Here is a 23,735-nt window from a genome sequence, read left to right on the forward strand (position 1 = left end):
ACAATTACGCAAAAATCACACGGATTTTTTCGTCAGCACCTTCAACAGATTCTGCATTGTCAACAATGTGACCCATGGCCCAGGCTTTTTCGCCTAACTGGTTCAGCAATTCAACAGTTTTGTCTGCATCTGCTGCATCCACTGCCAATACCATACCAACGCCACAGTTAAAGGTACGGTACATTTCGAATTGTTCAACACCGCCTTCTTTTTGCAGCAGTTTGAACAGTTCTGGCCATTCCCAAGATGATTCGTTAATCACCGCTTGCGCGCCATTTGGAAGTACGCGTGGTAAGTTACCAGGTAAACCGCCACCGGTGATGTGCGCCATTGCGTGAACATCAACAGATTTAAGTAATTCAAGAATCGGTTTGACATAAATACGGGTTGGTTCCATCGCTGCATCTGCCAGCGGACGGCCATCTACGATTTGGGTCAGGTCAACGTTTTTCACGTCCAGAATTTTACGAAGCAGAGAATAGCCGTTTGAGTGTGCACCTGAAGACGCAACACCAATCAGAACGTCACCCGCTTTGACTTTAGAGCCATCAATAATTTTGCTTTGCTCAACCACGCCTACACAGAAACCTGCAAGGTCATAATCTTCGCCTTCATACATGCCAGGCATTTCAGCAGTTTCACCGCCAACCAGTGCACAGCCCGCAAGCTCACAACCTTGACCGATCCCGGTAACTACATTGGCTGCAACATCAACGTTTAAGTGACCCGTTGCATAGTAGTCGAGGAAGAACAGTGGTTCTGCGCCACAAACCAGCAGATCGTTCACACACATGGCCACCAGATCCTGACCAATAGTGTCATGACGGTTTAAATTAAGGGCTAAACGTAATTTTGTACCAACACCGTCTGTGCCTGATACGAGAACAGGTTCTTCATAACCTTTAGGAATTTTACAAAGTGCGCCAAAGCCGCCTAATCCGCCCATCACTTCAGGACGAGTGGTGCGTTTCGCAACAGATTTAATTCGATCGACTAACGCGTCACCGGCTTCGATGTCGACACCAGCATCTTTATAGCTTAAACCAGGGGTAGGGTTAGAAGTTGAGTTGCTCATAATGAAGTCTCCGCATTCGCGCGGGGGATTATAACCCGAATATACGAAACTCTTATGTTATTTATGCGCTAAAATGCTATCTTTATTAAAATATTTTACTTTATATAACGATTACACTGCAAAAAGGCGAGATTCTATGGCAGATCGTACTTTACGTCGCATTTTTATCCTTGCCGGGATAGCTTTAATTTTTTGGATTTTATATTTACTCAAGCCGGTCGTTATTCCATTTATTGTCGCCTTTCTTGTGGCTTATCTGTTCAGTCCACTGGTTGATACTTTATATCGGGTTGGGGTGCCGCGCTGGTTATCCATCAGCATCGTTTTTGTCGGAATCGGGATTCTACTGACCGTGGCAGTCTGGTACATCATTCCGCTGGTCTGGAAACAGCTGATGATTGCCCGCGACAGTATTCCGGTCGGAATTAACTGGATCAATACCACCTTTTTGCCTTGGATTTCTGAAACCTTTAATGTCGATGAGATGGAAATTGATACCACGCATATGTCAACCATTATCATGGACTATGTGCAGACCAATTACAGCGCCGACAGCATTCAGGCCATGATTTTACGGGTGGCGCAGTCCGGTCTGAACTTTATCCAGATTGGCGGGACCATTGTTTTAATTCCAATTATTGCCTTCTATTTTCTGCTCGACTGGGACCGTATGCTGGACAGTCTGCGCCGTTTAATTCCACGTCCGTATGAGCGCAGCACCCTGCATATTGTGAATGAATGCCATAACGTATTAGGCGCGTTTGTCAAAGGTCAGTTCCTGGTGATGATCCTCCTAGGTGTGGTCTATGCCACCGGTCTGCAACTGATTGGTCTGGACGTTGGCCTGATTATCGGGATGGTGGCAGGTCTGGCCAGTATCATCCCATATTTAGGTTTTGCGGTCGGGATTATTGCTGCGGTCATTGCCACCTTATTGCAGTTTGGTATCGACTGGATGCAACTGTTCTTGGTGCTGGTGGTGTTTATGATTGGTCAGGCGGTAGAAGGCTATGTACTGCAACCATTTTTACTGGGCGATAAAATCGGACTGTCACCGGTAGCAGTGGTGTTTGCCGTACTGGCCGGTGCGCAACTGGCCGGTTTCCTCGGGATGCTAATTGCCTTGCCGGTTGCCGCGGTAATTGTGGTCTTGCTACGTCATGCCCGGGATTGCTATGAACGCAGTCAGTGGTATGGACAGTCGACGGCTATCATTCATCATGACCAGCAAACGGGCAGTATCAGCATAGAAACTGATCAGGTGGATGTCGATATTGATCTTGAGAAAGATCAGACAAAGCCACTGCAACAGACTGAAAAATCGAGTAAGATGAATCCTCTTGATCCTAAAGATGTTTAACGAAGGCCTATTCTGTATATGCGTCAACTGCAGCTTGATATAGAACCTCAACTCGATGCCCGAATCAGTGATTTTTCTGGTCCGGGCTGGGGCCATGTAATTGACGCAGTGCGACAGTTGCATGCGGGGCTGGTCAACCGTTTTTATGTTTATGGCGGTGCGGGTACCGGCAAAAGCCATCTGCTTTCGGCGATTTGCGATTCTTATCTGGAAATTGGCAAATCCGCGATTAAAGTCTCTTTGCTGGAACTTCTGGATGCCCCGACCGAAGCCATTACCTCTTTAGATCATTTTGATCTGGTCTGTCTGGATGATATTGAAGCGATTAGCGGCGTGCCGCATTGGCAGCGCGCGGTATTTCATTTAATCAATTACAGCAATGAAATGGGCGGGCAATTGGTGTTTTCATCACGTTTTGCCCCGATTGAACTGAAACTGGAATTGCCCGATTTACAGTCCCGTTTAACTCAGGCTGTGAGTGTGAAAGTGCCGACTGGCAGCCTGTTTGCCGACCGTCAGGCTTTGGTAACTTCGGTGCTGCAACGTAAAGGTATTCAGATTGATCAGCAGATTATTGACTACTTGCTGTTACATGGTCCGCAGCAGACTTCAATGCTGTTACAAAGCCTTCAACAACTGATTCAGCTGCTAAAAGGCGAAAAAACCAAACTGAGCGGTGCGAATTTGCGTCAGATCTACGCATTAATTGACGAATATCGGTAAAATACAAAAAAACTTGAGTAATTACTCTAGCTATGACAAATTACACTCAAAATAAGTCTTAGTTGCAAGGAAGCTGCAACTTAAAAATAAAAATGAATAAATAGGTTAAGGAGTAAGCTTATGCTCAAGCGGAGCATCGGCATTGGTATGCTGTTTATTGCGGGACATGCTTATAGTAGCAATATTGTTGTCACCATCACTGAAGATATTCAAGCCAATGATAAAGAATGTTCACTGCGCGAAGCAGTCGAGTATATTAATTTGGGGTTGCCGGAAGAAGGCCATAATGGCTGCGGTGGCGAAAATTCCTCCAATGTCATTCTGTTAGAAAAACACGCCGTTTATAAACTTAATCAGCAGTTAAAAATCACCCAACCCTTAAGCATTAAAACCACCTATGACACCGGCCTGAAAGAAAACAATATCAAAGGCCTGAACAATGCCATTATCGAAATGGCCGGTAATGAACGTATTTTTCATATTGAAAGTAGTGATGATAAACGTATTCAGGTCAACCTGAGCGAAGTCAGTCTGCAAGGCTGTGGCAGCGACAGTTGCCGTCCCAATCAGGGCGGCCTGATTCTGAACCATGAATACCTGGTGCTGGATTATGTCAAGCTGAGTCAGGGCCGAGCCAACCAGGGCGGTGCCATCTATAATCTGGCTGAAGTGGGAGAGAATATCGCGCCAGCCTTTATTGAAATTAAAAACAGTTTAATCCAGCACAACCATGCCACCGAGGGTGGCGCCATCTATAGCCGACTGCCAAGCTTCCGGATTTATGCAGCGGTGTTTAGCGACAACAAAACCAGCGATCTGGCATCTGCCAACCTCTACACCCAGTTACCTACAGAAGATGTCGAAAATCTCAAGCTGCTGGCCGCTGCCAATACCATCAGCAGTACGACCTTTAACCGCAATGAAGGCTATGTGCTGAACCTGAGAGACAATATCGGGGTCAATAACGTCACTTTAATGGGCAATAGCGCAGGGGTACGTTTAGAAGCCCCGGCAGGAAAAGGCTATATTGCCAACAGTATTCTGCTGGCCAATCCACATCCTGTGACGGCGCAGTCTGCTAACTGTAGCAAAGAGGCAGCCGATCAAAGCGTGCTGCAAAACAATCTGGTCTCTGAAGAATGTGGACTGGGTGATACCAATTACCCGAACCAGATCTGGCAGGGTAGCCATATTTTTAGCGGGAATATCCTGGAAGGCGCCTGTAAAGTGCTGAGTGAAGATGAGGACGCCTTATTCTGCCCGTATCAGGTTAAAGAAGAACAGTTCTTGGGCTATATCCGCCCACGTATTTTACTGAATTACCAGGCTCTGGCTGACTCTCCAATCGTCAACAAAGGCTATGCACAAGTGGGTACCACTGAGCAGGTTACTTGTGCCTCGGCAGATCAGCGCGGGGTGAACCGAGCTTCGGATAATACCTTGTGTGACCGTGGTGCAATTGAAATTACCGTACCTGATGCCTCAGGTCTCATTGGTCGGGATATTCTGGCCGGTGAAATTGCCGAAATGTCGGTCAGCGATTTAATTGGTGATAGTGATCTGGTACCAGCCGAGTTCTGTGACAGTCTGTTTAGCAGCAATCCGACCGGGAAAGCCTGGCAAGCCGGCTGTGTGCAGATTGAGCAGACCCAGACCAGTTCCAAGGGTCAACTGACGATTGATGAGCAGGGCAAGATTATTTATACCCCGGATTCTGCTTGGCATGGCGCAGATGTTTTTAAAATTAAACTGGTGACCAGCAGTACACGTTTTAATACCACCAAACCATATGTAGAAATTCGTGTACAAGTGATTCAGGCACCTGAAAACCACATGGACAGTGACAAAATTAAAACATCTGGCGGAGCAGTGGCTGGCTATGGCGTGCTCATATTGATGTTACTGGCAGCTTGGCGCCGTAAAAAATAAAAACAGGGAAAGGGAATGAAAAATTATAAAAAAGCACTCTTGGGAGTCATGATTGTCAGTGCCATGTCATTAATGGCCGCAGAAGACCGTACTATTTATGTCACTACATTTGCCGATGAAAATGGTGAAAACCCGGATAAATGTTCGCTACGTGAAGCCTTGGTGGCGGCCAAACAGAACAAAGCCTTTGGGGGCTGTAGTGTCGGCAATACCAACTATATTGCAGTGGATTATATCCGTCTGCAAGCGGGTGAATACAAGTTAAATGCTGAATTACGCCCGCAGTCCAATGTGCGGATTATGGGCGCAACACCGCTTGATTACAGCAAGAAAGATCCTATTACCCACCGTTATCCGGCGCTGATACCGCATCAGACCATTATTAACGGCCAGGGGCTGCATCGTATTGTTAATACGCTCGACAGTCAGGCCAATGTCATGTTTGACGATCTGACCCTTAAAAATGGCTATAGCGATGGGCTGGGCGGGGCTTTACTGGTTGCCGGACCGTTGACCTTGACCAATACCGCAATTCTGGATTCGCAGGCAGCGCGGGGTGGTGCACTGTATATTGCTGCCCATAATCAGGAACAGCCAATTACGGTGGTGAATAGCCTGATTCAGGGGAACAGCGCCAGTGTCGGCAGTGTGCTGGCGATGGACTGTACGGCAAATCTAGCAGATACCCAGGCCAATATCACCATTCAGCAAAGCAGTGTCATTCAAAATGGCAACAGCAACAGCCTGAGTAGCTTTGATTTTTGTGGCAAGCCGCGTCTGACTTTAACCAATACCACAGTGGCTAAAAATAAAGCGAACTTAACGCAGGGGCATATTTTTAACCTGGCCAATGGCCCGGAGCACCGCCTCAGTACGCAATCGGTCTTCAGTTTAAATAACAATACCATTGTCGAAAATGAGGCCGCCAGCACCTTCTATTATGATGATTCAGGCATCAAAGTATTAAGATTTAATGTGCTGGCATTTAATACCGGAAAATCATGCCGTTATGCGTTGAATAATGGCAATTTAACCGAGCGGCAACCGAATATCAGCTCATCACGCAATGCGCTAATTTTCCCGAATGCACAAAGTGTAGAGCAGGGGGTATGTGACCTGCCGGAAACGCTCGCGAGCACAGAAGAAAACTCAATGAGCTCGGTGAATCTGAGTGGCAAGCAGTTAAGTGATGTGCTCTATCCAATGCAGCCGGCTTCAGCCTACAACTTATTCCTGCCGTTATATTATCCAAAAAATCTGGACAATGATGCGGACCTGGTCAATGTCGAAGGATTTGGCTGTGAAGTGTCAGATCAGCGTGGTTTACAGCGTGTGACTGATGGCACCCTGATTTTAGATCCAGAACAGAAAAACAGCTGTGAAATTGGTTCGGTTGAACTCATGCGTATGACCGCAGCAGATATTGTCAATCTGAAAAACGTGTCGCATGTGACCTTGTTTGACAGCTATCAGCAGGAGATTGACCGTTTAAAAGCGCTGGTTCAGGCACCAGAGAAAAATAAAGAGCTGTTGGCCCAACATCAGGCAGATCTGCAAAACTATGAAAATTTGCTTAAATTTTCCAAGGAAAAACAGAAATATCGGACTATTTATATCGATCCATTTGCACTGGCCCTCAAGCATGATGAACCAAATGCCGATGGTAGCGTGGCACAATTGCTGGAACTAAAACCGGAACACTTTAATATCAGTACAGAAGTCTATGGTATTGGCGGTGGTTTAGAAGATGCGGCCTTTGACCGCAGTAAACTGTTGCATGATCCAAACCTGAAATGCGAATGGGATGCCGATGTAAAACGGATTCTGTTCTATCGGGTCGATGATCAGGTGACCCAGAATATTGATTCTGCCTATTGTGCCTATACCATTACGTCGGTGATGGATCCAACTGTTCAGTCGAGTGGTTTGCTTGAAGCAAAATTCATGAACATCAAACCGATTGCCAAAGCCGACCGCTACACCATTGAATATGGTTCGGATTTGAAAATTAATGTCAATCCGCTGGAAAATGACAGTGATGATGGCGATGGACCTGTCAATACACTGCTGTCTGGAGAAAATAAACCGGCCTTTTATACCGATAGCAATGGACTTGAATTGCCAATCCGTTTAACCAATGTACCTTCAAGTGTACTGGTCACGGCAGACCGGAGTGGTCCATGTCCAGGGGATTATGTGCGTGAAACTTGTTATGGCGGAAACCTGCAGATTCAGGTGCGTAACAGCTATAGCCCGTTTGATTATGAGCTGAAATACACAGTATTTGATGCTGAACAGGAGCTGTCCAATGAGGCGACCATCAGCCTGATCAATACCGCGAAAAACAGCAATACTGAAGGAAGCGGTGGTGGAAGTCTAGGGCTTGCTGGATTATTTGGTTTATTGGGCATGGCGGTATATCGTGTACGCCGTCAGTTTAAATCATAAATCATAAATCCAGTGAATGTAAAAAAGCCTCTGATAAGAGGCTTTTTTATGGACCAGCACTGGGTTGATGTGTGGCTTAATCGCTTAGTATTCTGTCGGCGTGATATATTTATTGATATATTCTTCACGAATCAGCACGCGTTCTTCAGGCGTGGCCTTCTGCATTCTTTGGCCGAGTTCCTTGCGTTCCTGGGTACTCATTTTTTGCCAGGTTTCACGCATTTTCTGCTTTTCTGCATCGGGTAGCTGAATAAACCAGTCCATACGCTGTTGCAAAGAAGCACTTTTATCGGACGGCAGTTCTTTTAAATTCTGATAACGTTTGATTAAGGCCAATTGTTCTTCATCTGAGAGGGTTTCCCAGCTTTCAACAATTTTTGTGTCTGCATCTTTGGAGAAAATCCAGAAACGCTCAAAGCCTGCAAAGCTGGTTTGCAAAAAGCCCAGCGCACAGAAGGCGAATGCTAAACGTTTAGCTGCCATGTTGAACTTTATCCTCACCCAGCACCAATAACATTTCTAGATCTTCCATCATTTGTGGTGAAAGTTTTGGCGTAGCCACCACCTGATTTTGCGGTTGCGCGGTCATTTCTACCGAATTTGGTAAAATGACGAATCCTGCAATGGCAGCCGCAAGTGCAAAACCGGACATTTTCCACAGGCCATAGCGTGATGTCTGCTTATCCTGAATCTGATCCAGAACATGATTCATCACCACAGCTTTGTCTTTGTGGTGGTGGGCGAGTCCATCAAGTTTGGAAGTCACTTGTTTTAAGAAATCATCTTGTTTCATTCGGATGATCCTCCCAGATATGGATTCATATGTGCCAGAGTCTGACGTAAAGCCTGAATAGCACGATGATAATGGGTTTTTACACTGCCTTCAGAACAATTCATAATCTGGGCAGTAGTCTGAGTATCGAACCCTTCCCAGGCCCGCAGCATAAACGCTTGTTGCTGACGCACCGGAAGTTTGGCGATTGCCTCCTGAATTTCTTCAGCAGTCATGGCTTGGTCTAAAAACTCAGCAGGATTGAGTGCACGTTCATCGACCAGATCATTTTGTTCGACATCATCGTCATCCAGGCTGACTTTGCGGAAAAATGAAAAGGGTTGTGCACGACGGGCTTCTTTACGTCGCCAGTCCTGTAATTTGTTATTTAAAATGGTGTAGAACAGCGGATACCACTCATCTGTGCTTTTATCGGCATAGGATTTGTGCAGGGAAATAAAGGCTTCCTGAACCAGATCCATCGCGATGCCATGCTGTCCCTGAGTGGCACTTTCCATCATCACTAAGGCGCGCCCGGTGACCTCGTGCATAAAAGTTTTCAGGCGTTGTTCAGCCGTACTCTTCAGAGTACTCAAACTTTCAGGTTGAGACTTTTTGGGTGCTAAATCCATAGAGATGGAAAATCCTGTCATTGGATACCCACCATTATTTTTAACTTCATGGCACTATTAACGTTAAAAATAATGGTTCGGTTGACATTACAAGTTATTATTTTTCTAGTGTAATCTATTTTTTTAATAGGGCCAGCCTATTTAATATAAATTAACGTATTAGAGTCGTTGACGTACCATTTCAAAAAAACAGACTGAACCGGCAATCGCGACATTTAAAGATTCCTGTCCGCCCGGTTGGGGAATGGTAACGGCTTCTGCATGTGCTAGTGCGTAATCCGATACACCTTGACCCTCATTGCCGAGAATCCATACGCATGGCTGGCTTAAGTCTTTGACATACAGGCTGGTGGAACGGTGTGAGCTGGTGACATAGACCGGAATTTTAAACTGTTCCAGAATCTCCTCGAGCTGGATATTTTCAAAGGTCTGCAACGAAAAATGCGCACCCATCCCGGCACGTAATACCCGTGGTGACCATAACGAGGCAGAGCCTTTGGTGCAGACAATTTGCTGGATGCCGGCTGCTGCAGCCGAGCGTAGCAGGGTACCGACATTGCCCGGATCCTGGACATTTTCCAAGATTAAGGTATCGGCCTGATAGTCAAGCGCCTGACTGGAACTTGGCAAATCGACAATGGCCAGACAGGCAAGGGTGGTGCCTAAGGTACTTAAATCTTTATATAAAGACTCGCCAATTACAAACACCGTACCCTGATACTGGTCCAGAATATCGTTCAGATCAGGATGTTTCAGGGCATTTTCGGTGGTGAAAATCGCGTTAATTTTCCGGTTTTGCTCTAACCATGCCAGACAAAGGTGCGAACCTTCAAGCACAGTCTGACCTTGTTTTTTACGGTAGCTGTTTTGTTCAATCAAGCCACGTAGGTGCTTAATTTTAGGATTATCTTTCGATTCAAGAAATAAGGTAGGCATGGAGAACATCCACACCTGTGAGCACAGACCCACAGGTGTTATCAGAAAAAATTAAGCGTGGTAGCCAGTAACAAGATCAACTTCGTTTTTAGAACCAATGATCACTGGTACACGTTGATGCAGATCGGTCGGTTCAATTTCCAGAATACGCACACGACCTGTTGTCGACGCACCACCGGCTTGTTCCATGAGCATACTCATCGGGTTGGCTTCATACATTAAACGTAAACGGCCAGCTTTTTTCGGATCTTTCAGGTCATATGGATACATGAAAATCCCGCTACGGCACAGAATACGGTGAATATCACCCACCATACAGGCCACCCAGCGCATGTTAAAGTCTTTTTCACGCGGACCGGTTTTACCTGCTAGCAGTTCATCAATATAACGTTGAACGGGTGCTTCCCAATGACGCTGGTTAGAAGCATTAATTGCATATTCTTTGGTATCCGCTGCCACCTGGATATTTTCCGAAGTCAGCAGGAATTCCTGAGCTTCCGGGTCGAAGGTAAAGAATACTACACCTGCACCGACGGTTAAGGCCATCATGGTTGATGGGCCATACAGTACATAACCGGCAGCAACTTGGTGAACACCGGCCTGCATGAAATCAGCTGCTTGGGTCACTGCATTTTTTGCCGGAAGAATCGAGAAAATGGTGCCAACACACATATTGATGTCGATGTTGCTTGAACCATCTAGCGGATCGAACAGCACTAAATATTGGCCATTTTCCTGTGCCGGAGTGAATTCATCCAGTTCTTCTGAGGCTAAACCGCCGACATTAGGATGTTTCTGTAAAGCATCAATCAGGTAATCATTGGAAATGACATCGAGTTTCTTTTGCTCTTCGCCTTGCACGTTCTCATTTTGTGCACTGCCCAGAACCCCAGCCAAGGCGCCTTTTTGTAAAGCCTGATCAATAGTTTTGCAGGTATTGGCAATGGTCTCAATCACCTGTGCAAGTTCAGGGGTTAAATTTCCGCTTTGTTGTTGTAGAAATTGGGACAGGGTGCGATAAGACATAATAGGAAAACTCCGAATAAGAATCGATCGGGCATGATCAAAAAAGCTTTGTCCGATATTTTAGATGAGAACAGCTTAAAAGAAAAATTAAACTCAACTATTTGACGTGATTTTGCCCTTGCAAGTCTGCTAGAAAGTGCTATGTTGATGTGAAGGAACAGAATCAACCAGTATATAGGAGCACACATATGACAACGTTAAAGTTTGATGCGACTCCAACCCCAAGCGAAGGCATTAGTTTAGATGAAATTAGCGCCGACAAGGTCAAAGAGGCCTGGAAGGGGTATGAAGCAAAACCAGAGTACAAGAAATTTAACAAGCACGACATGATTGAGTCGATGCAACCCGCCAAAGATGAAGAAGATGCACAGGCAGATGCACCTTAAATAGAATTTGGCTCAGCTCTTGTGTTTGAGTATTAAAAAAGCGCCCGATGGAGCGCTTTTTTATATTGAGCAACTCTGCTCAATCATGCAATCTTAACGCAGTAAAGGTGGTACCGCTTCGTAGTTGATTTCAACACGGCGGTTTTCTTTCCACGCACTTTCATCATGACCTGGGTTAACCGGCATTTCTTTACCATAGCTGACCGGTTCTAATTGACCCGGATTCACGCCCGTGGTGACCAGGAAGCTTTCAACCGCTTTGGCACGACGCTCACCAAGGGCCATGTTGTATTCACGGGTACCACGTTCATCGGTATGACCTGTAAGCGCGACTTTCGAGTTGGCATTGGCCATCAGGAATTGTGCATGTGCCTGTAGGGTTTGTAGGTCTTCATTCGACAGTTCGCTGCTGTCATAGTCAAAGTGCACCACACGTTTTGCCAAGAATGCTTTATTGGCTTCAGTTACACCTTTGGCAGATGCACCGGCCAGGTTTTGTGCATTCAAGGCTGCATCATCACTTAAGCCTTGTGTATTGACCGTGGTTGAAGAGGTCGGTGTTTGTCCTGCTTGAACATCGGTTGCAGGCTTACGGTTGGCACAGCCAGTCATCACCAGCGCTGAGGCCAGTACAGGCAATACAAATAATTTTACTGCGTTCATTTTCATCTCCATGAAACTTGGTTGTTCAGTTGCTCTTATTTTGGTGCCCAAGCCGGTTCACGCACTTCACCTTGTTCACTTGGCAAATTCATACGGAAACGACCATCTAAAGACATAATGGACAGCAGGCCACGCGCACCTTCACGGGTTGCATAGACCACCATCTGTCCATTTGGTGAGAAGCTTGGAGATTCATCCAGGCTGGTTGGGGTGAGGATATTGGTAATGCCGGTATTAATGTCCTGAATCGCAACTTTATAATTGCTGCCACTTGGACGATGAACCAGCGCCAGTTTTTTACCATCGGCACTTAAAGTACCACGCGCATTAAATGCGCCGCGGAAGGTCAGACGTTTGCTGCTGCCCGTGTTCAGGTCATAGCGATAGATTTGCACTGAGCCGCCACGATCTGAAGTAAAAATAAACGATTTACCATCGGGTGCGTAGCGTGCTTCTGTATCAATGGCGCTGTCATTGGTCATGCGCTTGAGTTGACGCGTGCCCAGATCCATCTCGTAAATTTCCGGATTGCCGTGCATTGAAGCAGTAAACAGCATGCGTGAACCATCTGGAGAGAAGCTTGGTGCGCCATTTAAGCCACGGAAGCTGGCCAGTTTTTCACGTGAACCGGTAGATAAATCCTGAACATAAATCGCAGGGCGTTTGGTTTCAAAGGACACGTAGGCAATTTTCTTGGCATCTGGCGTCCAGGCCGGCGACAAGATTGGATCGCGTGAAGTCAGAATGGTTCTTGGCTGTTCACCATCGGTGTCGGCAATTTGCAGGGTATAGCGCTGCTCCGGAGTGGCCGGATTCCGCAAGACATAGGCAATACGACCACTGAAATCGCCTTTAATACCGGTCAGTGCTTCATAGATGGTGTCACTGATCATGTGCGCAGCCTGACGGGTACGTGAAGCCGGTACAGTCAGTAATTCGTTTAATAAATACTGCTGCTTTTGCACATCATACAGCTGATAGTGAATTTCAAAGCCACCATCTGCGGTTGGCTTGCTGGTACCAGTCACCACATAAGGTACACCGGCGGCCTGCCAGGCAGCGGCATTCGGACTATTATTTGCTGCACTTGCCGGCAAGTTTTTTGATGAGCTGGTGAATTTGCCGGAACGGTTCAGGTCATTTTCAACAATCGGGTAAATGCTTTGATCATTACTAAACGGAATGATGGCAATTTTCGGGGCTTCTGCAGGTGCTTTGGCAATTTCCAGATGTAGCTGGGCATGGGTTTGAGAGACCATTATTGGACCCAAAGCGGTAAAAATTGCCAAGTAAAGTAGATGTTTAGGCTTCATTTCCATCATTCGCTATTTACTCAAAACATAATTCTTGTTGATGTGATTGTTCTACATAATGCCATGCTTATTTGAGATTTAAAGCAGAGAATTATGACCAAACTGTTATAACACTGTGAAAAGTGAATAAAATTTTGTCGCTTGTTGTGCAGTGTAACTGAAAAATAACAGGCCATCCCGGCTTTTGACAGGATGGCGAGTCAGCTTATTTGGCAGTAAAGCTTGAGGTGAAACTGCGTGCTTCACGGCGTGCATCCGGGTCCGAAGGCATTGGATATGGTGCAGCAGCACGTACCGCGGCCTCGACACTGGCTTTCATGTCCGGATCACTGGAGTTCACAATCACCGAGGCTACCGAACCGCTGTCGGTCAGCGTAACCCGTGCCGTGGCAGTTTTGCCAGAAGAGCCGACCGGAATATCCCAGGCCCGACGGATCTTGTTTTCAAAATCGCGTTTGGCTGTAGAGGCAATCCGTTTGGCTTCAGCTTTCTTTTGTGCCGCTTCTTCAGCCGCCTGTTTGGCCGCCGAGGCTTTAGCTTCTGCTTCAGCGCGGGCTTTGGCCTCTGCATCGGCTTTTGCTTTCGCTGCTGCATCGGCTTTGGCTTTTTCAGCTGCTTCGGCTTTGCGTTTGGCCTCCGCTTCAGCCTTGGCTTTGGCTGCTGCTTCTGCTTTGGCTTTATTCGCAGCATCGGCTTTACGTTTCGCCTCTGCATCTGCCTTCGCCTTGGCTGCCGCATCAGCCTTGGCCTTATCTGCCGCTTCGGCTTTACGTTTTGCTTCCACTTCCGCCTTACGACGTGCATCAAGTTTGGCTTTTTCTGCAGCTTCTGCCTTACGCAGGGCTTCGGCTTCGCTGCGGCGTTTGGCTTCGACCTCGGCTTTGGCCTGTGCAGTGGCCTTGGCTTTTTCTGCGGCTTGGGCTTTACGTTCAGCTTCTGCTTTGGCGCGCTGGGCCTGTTGTGCCTGTAATTTTTCTGCTTCCGCCTGCGCACGAGCCTCTAGGCGTTTTTGCTGTTCGGCCTGTTGCTGTGCGGCAGTATTGCTTGGTTGTGCTTTGGCCGGTTCTGGCTGAGGCACAGCTGGTGGTGCGACCGGAATTACCGGAGCGTCTTCAACCGGAGTCGCGGTTTGCTGAATCTCGGCTGCTACATTTTTATGTGCGGTCTCAGCAAACTCGGTTTCTTCACGAGTAACTGGGGGTAAATCTTCCGGTTTAATCAGCACGGTCCGAATCTGTTTGGGTGGCTCCGGTGGCTGGCTCATGCCCAGATAAAGTAAACCCACCACGGCAATGACATGCACGCCGAGCGTGAAGCCAATGGCCAGTGCTTTTTGCTGAAACGGTGGTTTTTGCAATCTTTTCATCATTTACTTTAATGGCTCAGTCAGTAAGCCAACTTGAGTTAAACCGGCGTCCTGAAGGCTGCTCATCAGGGCCATGACTTCGCCATACGCACGAGATTTTTCACCTTCAATCACCACATGCAGTTCTTTATTTTCTGCTTGCGCCTGTTGCTGTGCTTCACTTAATACGGCAGTCAGTTCACTGAGTGTTAGCGGCTGACTGGAGTTTTGGGCTTTGTATTTCAGAAAATACTGGCCGTCTTTGTCCAGACTGACCACAGCTGGCGCATCTTTGGATTCAATCGGATTGCCATTGGCCTGCGGCAAATCGACATTGATACCGCTGGTAATCATTGGGGCAGTGACCATAAAAATGACCAGCAGCACCAACATCACGTCGATGTAAGGCACCACGTTCATATCACTTTTTAAGGGCTTTTTAATACGCTCGAAGCGTCCGGAACGTTGAATGGCCATTAGTCATGTTCCCGTGCTGAACCCAAAGACTGACGTTGTAATAAGGCCACCATCTCTTCAGCAAACAAGGCACGGTCTGAATAGAGGCTTTCACCTTTGGCGGTGTAATGGTTAAAGGCCAGTACAGCTGGAATTGCGGCAAATAAACCAATTGCGGTGGCAATCAGCGCTTCGGCAATCCCCGGTGCAACGGTAGCCAGTGTTACCTGATCGACATCGGCCAGGCCAATAAAGGCATTCATAATGCCCCACACGGTTCCAAATAAACCAATATACGGTGCCACAGAGCCAATGCTGGCCAGCGCGCCTAAGCCTTGTTCCAGTTGGCCTTGGTCACGGCTTAAACCGACACGTAAAATACGTTCGGTACCTTCCAGACTTTGTGCAGTCGGGGCATGACGTTTTTTCAATTTGAGAAATTCACCCAGACCCTGATAGAAAATATCTTCCAGGCCGGTGCGTTTGGAATTGAGTTGGGCGTTGTTATATAGCGTATTTAATTCAGCACCAGACCAGAAGATTTTCTGGAAATGATCATCATCAGCCTGGGCTTTTTTATAACTGAGATGTAACTTGGCGATCAGATACCAACTATACAAGGAGGCCAGTAACAGCACCAACATGACCAGTTGTACCACAGGGCTTGCCTGCAAAATAAGATCAGAGACTTGTAGAGATGATTCTAATTGTGTTGCCATAGTTACGTAGTGCCATAAGTTTTTAGTCTTGGTCCTGTCCTAGCTCTTTTAGAATCAGGCCACGAATTTCATCCGGAAGGCGACGTGGACGCATTTCAGAACTTAAACATGCCAATTCCACCTCACCAGAAGCAAGCATGATTTCACCACGATAAATATTTTGTTGCAATACAAATGACGTTGCTTTACACGAAACAACACTTGCTGTAACAGTAATCAGATCATCCATTAAGATTGGACGCATATATTTGACATTAATTTTATGCACGACAAAATTATAGTCGTTTTGATGCCAATAATGATCGACGCCGGAAGCACGCAGCCATTCGGTCCGGGTGCGCTCCATGAAACGAATATGATTGGCATGGTATACAATCCCGCCTGCATCGGTGTCTTCCATATAGATACGAATTTGAAATTCAAATTTATTCGCCATGATACTGTTCCATTACAATTTTCAGTTTTGGTCTGGAAGGGCCGTACAGAACTAGATTGAAGTTGTCTGAGGTTCTGTCAAATGCCCGACTGGGTTGGCTTTGCAGTTTAGCATAATGACTTTTTGCTCCTATGGCACAAGGTGTCAAATCCAGTGGCAAAGGTATAAAGAATGTAGAGCCGAGATTGGATATTTATCGTTCGGTACAGGTTGAATTAGGTGAATTGACACGTGATTTATGCCTTTTTTTGCCATGCCGCCTGTGCTTGGTCATTGGCAATTTTGATAGCACTGTTGCCAGTGCGGTTTTAGGCACTGTTGCCAGTGCGGTTTTAGGCACTGTCCGGATGATCGAGGTACAGCCGTTCCACCGCATAATCACGTAGATGCAAGGCAAAATAGCTGCTGATCACGAAAGTTCGCTCAAACTGCTGCGGCTGTTTATTGGCAAAATATTGTCGTAGCTGGAGTAAGCCATACCAGATCATACTAAGAAAGAATGCCGCCACAGATAAGACAATTCCTACAGCGTCTTGCAGCAGATAACTACCAATTCCGCCCAGCACGGCCAGTAACGTCAGAATCAGGGCAAGCTTCTGTTTCGGTTTTACTGAAGTGGATGGTTGGGTATAGGTTTCAATAAAGGGTTTAAGTTCTTCGGAAAAATACAGGCTAATCCAGTGGATGGCGCATAGCTGATCAAAATGGATGGCGTCGATAGACCAGTGCCCATGCCGATGCAGGTCGATCTGTTCAATGCCAGCTTGATCTGCATCAATGATTTTGCCGCGTTCATTTTTAAAATCGAAGCTCAGCCAGTGACTGAGATCGCCTTGCAAAAGCTGGTTCAGATAGTTCAGTTCAGATTCACTGAAAAACTGGAATGGTTTGCCATAAGGTAGGGGGCGGATTGGCTGCAATTGCTCTATCAGCTCATCAAAATGCTGCTGAAGGTGTTGAATTAGTTGTTGTTCGGTCATCATTATTGTTGTTCGAGTATGTATTCAAGTTGTTATTTATCAAAGACCTTCATTACCTCACAGGCAATGAAGGTCCGGGATGGTTGTTATTTGGGTTCCGGTGGGGTCATGCCAAACTGTAAATAAGCCATATTGGTGGCAATCCGGCCACGTGCGGTACGCATCACATAACCTTGCTGAATCAGATAAGGCTCAATCACATCTTCCAAGGTGCCTGAATCTTCCGCCATGGCTGCGGCCAGTGCTTCAACCCCGGCAGGTCCGCCATCAAAACGTTCCAGTAACATCGACAGATAGCGACGGTCTAAGGTGTCTAGGCCATCTTTATCGACATTGAGCATATCCAGAGCGCGCTGGGCCATTGCATGGGTGACTTCGCCGGTGCCTTTGACCTGGGCATAGTCACGTACCCGGCGCAACAAGCGGTTGGCAATACGCGGTGTGCCGCGGGAACGGCGGGCAATTTCTGCCGCGCCTTCTTCGGTCATCGGGACATCCATTAAACTGGCAGAACGTTTTACGATATGGGTCAGATCTTCCACCGAGTAGAATTCTAAACGCTGCACAATCCCGAAACGGTCACGCAGCGGCGAAGTGAGCAGACCGGCCCGCGTGGTGGCGGCGACCAGAGTAAATGCCGGCAAGTCCAGTTTGATCGAACGCGCTGCCGGGCCTTCACCAATCATGATGTCCAGCTGGTAATCTTCCATCGCCGGATAGAGGATTTCTTCAATCACTGGTGACAGGCGATGAATTTCATCAATAAACAGTACATCGCCTTCTTCAAGGTTGGTCAGCATGGCTGCCAAGTCACCGGCACGTTCAAGCACAGGCCCCGAAGTCGATTTCAGGTTGCCGCCCATTTCACGGGCAATGATATTGGCTAGGGTGGTTTTACCTAAGCCCGGTGGGCCGAAAATCAGGGTATGATCGAGGGCTTCGCCGCGGCCGCGCGCTGCACCAATAAAGATTTCCATTTGTTCACGCACCACCGGTTGACCGATGTAGTCATCGAGGGAGGTGGGGCGGATGGCGCGATCAATTTGATCTTCGGGTTTTTCAGAACCACTGATAAGACGGTCTTGCATATATTATGTAAACTTCAGGTAAATACAGTTTAATGGGGCAGACGTCAAAAGCGCTTTTTGACGGATGTTCCAAGAAAATTAAATTTCGGGAATAACCTGCGGTTGGCCTTACCTTGCGAAATATATTTCTCATTCGGCAAAAGTAAGCAAAACCATCGTCATTCGCAAAACTCGTCAAAAGATGATTCGTTTCGACTATATCGCAGAAAGATTTTTGTGCAAATACTTCCTGCCCCAAACAGTTGCGAATGACATTTTCGCGTATGTCATGCTGGCCTTGAGGCAAGATAGAGTTTTCTATTTGTTCATCGACTTTAATGCTGCCCGGATAATGTCGCTGGCTTCGGTGAAGTCGCCTTTGGCAGCATTCACCAGTTTTTGTGCTTCCTGTGGTTTGTAACCCAGTGACTGTAACGCAGCTTCGGCTTCGGCCACGGCAGAGTTCCCCATAAACTGGATTTGTGCGCTGCTGGTGTTGCTTGGTGTATTGCCGGCAGCCATCGCTTTAAAGCGGTCGCGCAGTTCAATCATCAGTCGTTCAGCGGTTTTTTTGCCGACACCCGGTACTTTGACCAGGGTGTTAATATCTTCATGTTCAACCGTGTGAATCAGCATGTCGACGCTTAAAGTCGACAGAATGCCGAGTGCCATTTTTGGACCAACACCGTTGACCTTGAGCAGGGTGCGGAAAATGGTTTTTTCCTGCGCATCAAGAAAACCATATAGCAGTTGAGCATCTTCACGGACTGCTAAATGGGTCCATAAGGTGACTTTCTGGCCTTTTTGTAATTGGCAAAATGTAGACAGCGGTGTATCGACTTCATAGCCCACACCATTGACATTTAATAAGACCGTAGGGGCTTCGAGGGCAAACACCTCACCAATCAGACATCCAATCATTCAGTTTATTCACTTCTATTCGGTTAAATTTTTCAGTTCCGAGCCTGTCGTCTGCATCTTGAAGTCATCCACTTTTCTGTGATGCTCTGCGATATGCAGCCGATGGGCCGGGGTGTTGCACAAGCAATGTCAGCACGCGCAAAAGTATAAAGCAGTTTTGGAGGTTCTCCCAAAACGGCAGGCTGTACTTAAAAGAATCCGGCTTTATTGCCTTGTAATTCCTGCGCCAGGTTATACGCCTGATGATCCGAGAATTTTGAGATAATATCCAGCACCTGCATGATATTGTCATAGTGATCTGGACCAAAATGGGCACCGGAACGCTGCAAAATCGCCATCAGCCGCTGCTCTTTAAAGCTTAAGGTTTTATGCGGTGTGGTCAGCGGAATAAAGGCATCCAGAATACTTTGCAGGCTCTGATGGGCAATAATTTCCAGACCGGCTTTTTGCGGATGTTCAAAAATTTTATCACGCGCCAGTTCTTTGGCCCGGTTAATGCCAATTTCAATATCGGCCGAGCAATATTGCAGTAAGGTCCCTTTCAGCTGGCCCGAAAGAATTTGGTCATGCTGCTTGGCAAAGGCACTGGTGACTTCATCGACCAGACGTTTCATCACCCGGCCACGTAGCGCGGCAATTTTCTGCTGCCAGGTGGTGCTGTCCAAAGACAGTTCTTCCGGCATGCCATAATCGCCAATCAGGTTCAGGAAAATCGGCTCGACTTCATCATAGCTGAGCATGTTCAGGATAATGCCATCTTCCAGATCAATCAGCGCATAGCAGATGTCATCTGCGGCTTCGAGTAAATAGGTCAGCGGATGGCGGCAATAACGATAAGGTCCGATTTCAATCAGGCCGAGCTGTTCGGCAATCTGTTTCAGAATGTCTTTTTCTGCCTGATAGCAACCGAATTTGGCGCGCTGACTGGCTGGACGATTGCCCTGCGAGGCCATGGTTTTCGACAGCCACGGATATTTTAAATAGGCACCCAAGGTGGCATAGGTCAGACGCATGCCGCCATCATGCGGATGATAGTCAATTTTGGTCAGCAGGCGCAGGCCTTGGGCATTGCCTTCAAACTGGCGTACATCGGCTTCCTGTTCCGGACTTAGGTCCTTTAAAAAGTCGGTATGCGAGGCATCATCAAACCATTCACGAATGGCATATTCACCGGCATGACCAAAAGGCGGATTGCCAATATCATGCGCCAGACAGGCAGCCTGAATAATCGCGCCGACATCGGCCGGGGTAATCCACGGAGGCAGTTGATCCTTGATTTTTTCTGCTGCCAGCATCCCCAGTGAACGGCCAATACAGGACACTTCCAGTGAATGGGTCAGGCGGGTATGAATACCATCATGTTGGGTAAGCGGATGGACCTGGGTTTTGCGGTTCAGCTGCCGGAAACTCTGCGAGAAAATAATACGGTCATAATCTTTATGAAACGGGCTACGCGCCTGTTCAGTACTTTGCTTTTTACTACCAATCCGAACTGTCGAAAGCAGTTCTAACCAACGCATCTGTGTCATTTATCATTATTCAATTATTTACTGCTTTGCATCATGCCAAAAAACCAAGCCCAGTACTAGAGTGAGGCGACATGAATTGTCATGGGAATGAAAAGCAGAAAAAATCTTGCTCCTCAATATAGACAAGTGATTCAAACAATATGAAACGGCCATAAAAAAACAGGCCAAATGAGCCTGCTTTTTCATGAAGAGTTAAAATTACACCAGCCCTTCACCAGTTTCCTTGGCTTGTTGTGCATCTTTATAGACATTCAAGCAAATTGTGAACAAGACCAGGCTTGCGATCAACGGCCAAAAAAGTACATATAGGGTCAATAATTGACTAGTCATCTGAAATCTCCTTATTTACTTTTCTCAGATAGCTGGTGAAATTCAATCACCATCTTGTTGATTTGTTTAAAATCAAATCGTTCTTTACTGTAGACCAAGGTCAGAACAGTACAGACCAGAGCACTACTGCCATAAGCAGTCAGTGAACTTAATAAGGTGCCGTATTCACGCAAGAAGCCGATGGTCCATGGCATGAAGCCAATACTGGCCAAGATACCCACCACCAAACCGACTTTTTTGCCGAAGAAACCAAAGGTCATCAGACCCAGCACCACACCAATACCCAGGGTTGCAAGTAGCTCAAAGCCAAGCGCAATCAAGCCCTGGATTGGAATCCATTCAAAACGGACAATCAGGAAGCTGACGAAGGCGAGCCCGACCGACCAGTTAAAGGCACGAGAATTCACTTTGTCCCAATACAGGCTGACAATTACCGGAAATACAATAGACCCCCAAAGTGCACCCACAAAAATCAGCATTGATAAAATGTCAAATTTTAAAGTGGCGATAATGATCCCAAGCATGGTGGCGACAATCATGGTTATACGACCAATAAACAGCATTTTCTTGGGATTAGGTTGGTTTTTGGCAATCTGTTTTCCATAAATGTCAGTCATCACAATCGCAGATAACGCAGACAGATCCGAGTCAGCCGTTGAAGACAGCGCACCGATCACCATGATAAATAACAGGGCCACCATAAATGGAGAGAGATACGTCGCTGCCATTTGTGGAATCAGGTTATTCAAGTTGCCATCAATCGGTTGAATTCCGGCAAACAAGGCCAGTAAGCCGAGCATCCCCAACCCAATCACAATCGCGGCATAACCAATCGTCGCCGTAATAAAACTGGGTTTAATCAAGTCTTCCCGTACCGCAAATAAACGCTGGGCAATGGTCTGGTTACCGATGGCATACGCCAGGACTGCGACGAAGAAAGGCGCACCTTGTTCTAGAAATGCAGTTTTAGAGAAGAAATCGAGCTGTTCAGGCTGCAGGTTGTGAATACCCGTTTGAAACAGGGACGGTCCGCCCAAAGTGAAGAACAGCGTTGGGATAATGATCACCGCCGCCACGATCATCGCCACCAGCTGGCCAAAATCGGTAAATACAGAGGAACGGAAGCCAGACCAGAGGGTATAAGACAGCACACCAATCCCGGTGATCAAGACGCCATGTACAAAGCTTAGGGGAGATAAAATTTCGACCAAGGCACCTGCTGCAGTAAAATTCACCATCAAACTGATGACACTTCCCACAATATTGGAACCTGCCAAAATCATCTGGCTCTGGTTGCCATGGCGGGCATGCATAATTTCTGCCAGCGTATGTGCATTGGGTGCCAACTCACGAAAGCGCTTACCAAAAGGATAAATAAACAAAATCATCAGCGCGCCCCAGAGGCCGTAGTGCAAGGCACCGGAAACGCCGTATTTATAACCTGAAGAGGCAGCTGCATAGAATGACGCTGCCCAAATCCAAGTTGCGGTCATGCTGGCCGCAGACATACCAAAGCCAATAGAACCATTCGAGACCATATAGCCATCGACATTTTCATTTTTTTGTTTAATACGTAACGACAGTACAAAGGTAATGCCGTAAAAAAGCACCATCAATAGTACAGTGGTTGTACTAGTGAATTGAAACATAATTACTCCTTAAGCGAGGCACCTTTATTTTAAAAAACAAATCTTTTGGTGACGGACTAAGGCTCTAAAACAGGCAGAGCATAAAGCTGCAGAAAATGAGAAATCTGGTGTTTAAATATCTAGCCGATATTTGATCCACAGCATAAAAAGATGTACGTAGGTGAGTCCAAAAATGGACCTTGCCTCAGCAATTGAGCTAGAGCTTAACATAAAACCATCAAATTCACTGATGAAGTCAGTGGGAAGTAAGGTTTTTTGCTGATATAGGGGTGATTTTTAGATAAAAAACTATGATTTTGCAGGGTCAAATATATGAATATTTTTTTTAGGGATTACAGTAATTTATAGATTGGATTAAAACTTGTTGAAGTTTGCGTTAATTTAAAATGTTAAAAAAAGTAACAAAAATTAAAAATTCATATTTTTTCGATTTTTACTTGTTGGTCAAAGCTTATATTTTAAACCAATTCTTGTAGAATGAATTGGATGAAATTTATTTTAAATGTTATTTCTTCATATTATTGACAAGTTTTTTTTATGAAAGGTAAGTAATCATTTATCAAATAGATGCAATGATAATTTTAGGGTGGATATTTATATAGGGCTTTTTCCTTGAGAATATCTATATATTATCTACTAGATTATCCCTGATATTAGGAAGTGAAATACATAATGGAAAAAACTCTTGTGACATATTCGTGGTAGGAGATTATAAGGGTTGGATTTGCATATTTTCATTCTTTCTTTTAGGTGAATAAATCAAGTTAAACTCAAGAGAATACAGGACGAAAAATAATAGAAATATTGAACGTAAAAATCCCATCTAAGAGGGTGAAGTCTCAGGGTTCAAGGTTCACAAAGGCAAAGACCAAAGGGATCCTGAGCGGATGACAGCAACGCTCTCTTCGGGTGGATATGAGTACTCAGCTTTCAGGATGATTAATTCGTACAAAAAATTTAATTTCTGGTTCTGCAGCAGGCTATTCAGACAATCTAGGACTAGCTTTTATCATGCTTATAGAACTGTTGAAAAATAAGAC

23 protein-coding genes are annotated in these 23,735 nt (G+C 46.2%); 5 read left to right on the forward strand and 18 right to left on the reverse strand.

The annotated features are described in order from the left end of the window. Window positions 1-4 precede the first annotated feature (4 nt). Entirely contained in the window at window positions 5-1,075 is a 1,071-nt protein-coding gene (gene purM, locus F905_RS02180; RefSeq protein ID WP_005176576.1) for a phosphoribosylformylglycinamidine cyclo-ligase, read from the reverse strand. A gap of 136 nt (window positions 1,076-1,211) precedes the next feature. Between purM and cxpE the strand changes: the two genes are divergently transcribed. The 4 genes from cxpE (at window position 1,212) to F905_RS02200 (ending at window position 7,535) form a co-directional block, all read left to right on the forward strand. After that, the gene (gene cxpE, locus F905_RS02185) at window positions 1,212-2,435 is read left to right on the forward strand and encodes a chloramphenicol efflux transporter CxpE (protein ID WP_005176578.1); all 1,224 of its coding nucleotides are present in this window, start codon (window positions 1,212-1,214) and stop codon (window positions 2,433-2,435) included. A gap of 18 nt (window positions 2,436-2,453) precedes the next feature. Beyond that, window positions 2,454-3,158 carry a DnaA regulatory inactivator Hda gene (gene hda, locus F905_RS02190; protein WP_005176580.1) on the forward strand — a complete coding sequence of 235 codons (705 nt, stop codon included), beginning with the start codon at window positions 2,454-2,456 and terminating at the stop codon, window positions 3,156-3,158. Window positions 3,159-3,278: 120 nt separating this feature from the next. Next, window positions 3,279-5,087: a rhombotarget A gene (rbtA, locus tag F905_RS02195; RefSeq protein WP_005176582.1), complete on the forward strand. Its 1,809-nt coding sequence runs from the start codon at window positions 3,279-3,281 to the stop codon at window positions 5,085-5,087. A gap of 15 nt (window positions 5,088-5,102) precedes the next feature. After that, the gene (locus tag F905_RS02200; RefSeq protein ID WP_005176584.1) at window positions 5,103-7,535 is read left to right on the forward strand and encodes a CSLREA domain-containing protein; all 2,433 of its coding nucleotides are present in this window, start codon (window positions 5,103-5,105) and stop codon (window positions 7,533-7,535) included. Between the two features lie 84 nt (window positions 7,536-7,619). Here the strand turns inward: F905_RS02200 and F905_RS02205 are convergent, their stop codons facing one another. The 5 genes from F905_RS02205 to F905_RS02225 form a co-directional block, all read right to left on the reverse strand. After that, a complete protein-coding gene (locus F905_RS02205) occupies window positions 7,620-8,018 on the reverse strand; it encodes a DUF3106 domain-containing protein (protein WP_005176585.1) in 399 nt (132 codons plus the stop codon). After that, on the reverse strand, window positions 8,008-8,328 hold the full coding sequence (locus F905_RS02210) for a hypothetical protein (protein WP_005176587.1): 321 nt from the start codon (window positions 8,326-8,328) through the stop codon (window positions 8,008-8,010). Before F905_RS02210 ends, F905_RS02205 begins: the two co-directional genes overlap by 11 nt. Next, window positions 8,325-8,939, reverse strand: coding sequence for an RNA polymerase sigma factor (locus F905_RS02215; protein WP_005176588.1), 615 nt, complete (start codon window positions 8,937-8,939; stop codon window positions 8,325-8,327). Before F905_RS02215 ends, F905_RS02210 begins: the two co-directional genes overlap by 4 nt. A gap of 159 nt (window positions 8,940-9,098) precedes the next feature. Beyond that, window positions 9,099-9,875 carry a TrmH family RNA methyltransferase gene (locus F905_RS02220; RefSeq protein ID WP_034597428.1) on the reverse strand — a complete coding sequence of 259 codons (777 nt, stop codon included), beginning with the start codon at window positions 9,873-9,875 and terminating at the stop codon, window positions 9,099-9,101. Between the two features lie 51 nt (window positions 9,876-9,926). Beyond that, a complete protein-coding gene (locus tag F905_RS02225) occupies window positions 9,927-10,901 on the reverse strand; it encodes a class 1 fructose-bisphosphatase (protein WP_005176592.1) in 975 nt (324 codons plus the stop codon). 188 nt (window positions 10,902-11,089) lie between these two features. Here F905_RS02225 and F905_RS02230 point away from each other — a divergent pair, with 188 nt between their 5' ends. Beyond that, window positions 11,090-11,287: an NF038105 family protein gene (locus F905_RS02230; protein ID WP_005176594.1), complete on the forward strand. Its 198-nt coding sequence runs from the start codon at window positions 11,090-11,092 to the stop codon at window positions 11,285-11,287. A 93-nt stretch (window positions 11,288-11,380) separates the two neighbouring features. On the opposite strand, the gene pal is transcribed toward F905_RS02230, so the two are convergent. The 12 genes from pal to F905_RS02285 all read right to left on the reverse strand — a co-directional run bounded on the left by pal (window position 11,381) and on the right by F905_RS02285 (window position 22,695). After that, window positions 11,381-11,950, reverse strand: coding sequence for a peptidoglycan-associated lipoprotein Pal (gene pal / locus F905_RS02235; protein WP_005176597.1), 570 nt, complete (start codon window positions 11,948-11,950; stop codon window positions 11,381-11,383). A gap of 35 nt (window positions 11,951-11,985) precedes the next feature. Beyond that, a complete protein-coding gene (gene tolB, locus F905_RS02240) occupies window positions 11,986-13,269 on the reverse strand; it encodes a Tol-Pal system beta propeller repeat protein TolB (protein WP_373366853.1) in 1,284 nt (427 codons plus the stop codon). 199 nt (window positions 13,270-13,468) lie between these two features. Continuing rightward, window positions 13,469-14,629 (reverse strand): cell envelope integrity protein TolA, encoded by a 1,161-nt coding sequence (gene tolA, locus F905_RS02245; RefSeq protein WP_034597627.1) that lies wholly within the window; start codon window positions 14,627-14,629, stop codon window positions 13,469-13,471. Between the two features lie 3 nt (window positions 14,630-14,632). Next, window positions 14,633-15,085, reverse strand: a complete 453-nt coding sequence (gene tolR, locus F905_RS02250) for a protein TolR (RefSeq protein WP_005176606.1) — start codon at window positions 15,083-15,085, stop codon at window positions 14,633-14,635. Next, complete coding sequence (tolQ, locus tag F905_RS02255; protein WP_005176608.1) at window positions 15,085-15,783, reverse strand: protein TolQ; 699 nt, start codon at window positions 15,781-15,783, stop codon at window positions 15,085-15,087. Before tolQ ends, tolR begins: the two co-directional genes overlap by 1 nt. Window positions 15,784-15,805: 22 nt before the next feature. Beyond that, the gene (gene ybgC / locus F905_RS02260; protein ID WP_005176609.1) at window positions 15,806-16,219 is read right to left on the reverse strand and encodes a tol-pal system-associated acyl-CoA thioesterase; all 414 of its coding nucleotides are present in this window, start codon (window positions 16,217-16,219) and stop codon (window positions 15,806-15,808) included. A 332-nt stretch (window positions 16,220-16,551) separates the two neighbouring features. Continuing rightward, entirely contained in the window at window positions 16,552-17,199 is a 648-nt protein-coding gene (locus F905_RS02265) for a hypothetical protein (RefSeq protein ID WP_180048565.1), read from the reverse strand. Window positions 17,200-17,285: 86 nt separating this feature from the next. Next, window positions 17,286-18,287, reverse strand: a complete 1,002-nt coding sequence (gene ruvB, locus F905_RS02270) for a Holliday junction branch migration DNA helicase RuvB (protein ID WP_005176611.1) — start codon at window positions 18,285-18,287, stop codon at window positions 17,286-17,288. A gap of 297 nt (window positions 18,288-18,584) precedes the next feature. Then, a complete protein-coding gene (gene ruvA / locus F905_RS02275) occupies window positions 18,585-19,187 on the reverse strand; it encodes a Holliday junction branch migration protein RuvA (protein ID WP_005176612.1) in 603 nt (200 codons plus the stop codon). Window positions 19,188-19,375: 188 nt separating this feature from the next. Beyond that, window positions 19,376-20,716, reverse strand: coding sequence for a deoxyguanosinetriphosphate triphosphohydrolase (locus F905_RS02280; RefSeq protein WP_005176613.1), 1,341 nt, complete (start codon window positions 20,714-20,716; stop codon window positions 19,376-19,378). 198 nt (window positions 20,717-20,914) lie between these two features. Further along, entirely contained in the window at window positions 20,915-21,046 is a 132-nt protein-coding gene (locus tag F905_RS15565; protein WP_005176614.1) for a putative transporter small subunit, read from the reverse strand. Between the two features lie 11 nt (window positions 21,047-21,057). Then, entirely contained in the window at window positions 21,058-22,695 is a 1,638-nt protein-coding gene (locus F905_RS02285; protein ID WP_005176615.1) for a sodium:solute symporter family protein, read from the reverse strand. Between the last annotated feature and the right edge of the window lie 1,040 nt (window positions 22,696-23,735).

This window comes from Acinetobacter sp. CIP 53.82 (genome assembly GCF_000369465.1).
GTDB classification, from domain to species: domain Bacteria; phylum Pseudomonadota; class Gammaproteobacteria; order Pseudomonadales; family Moraxellaceae; genus Acinetobacter; species Acinetobacter indicus.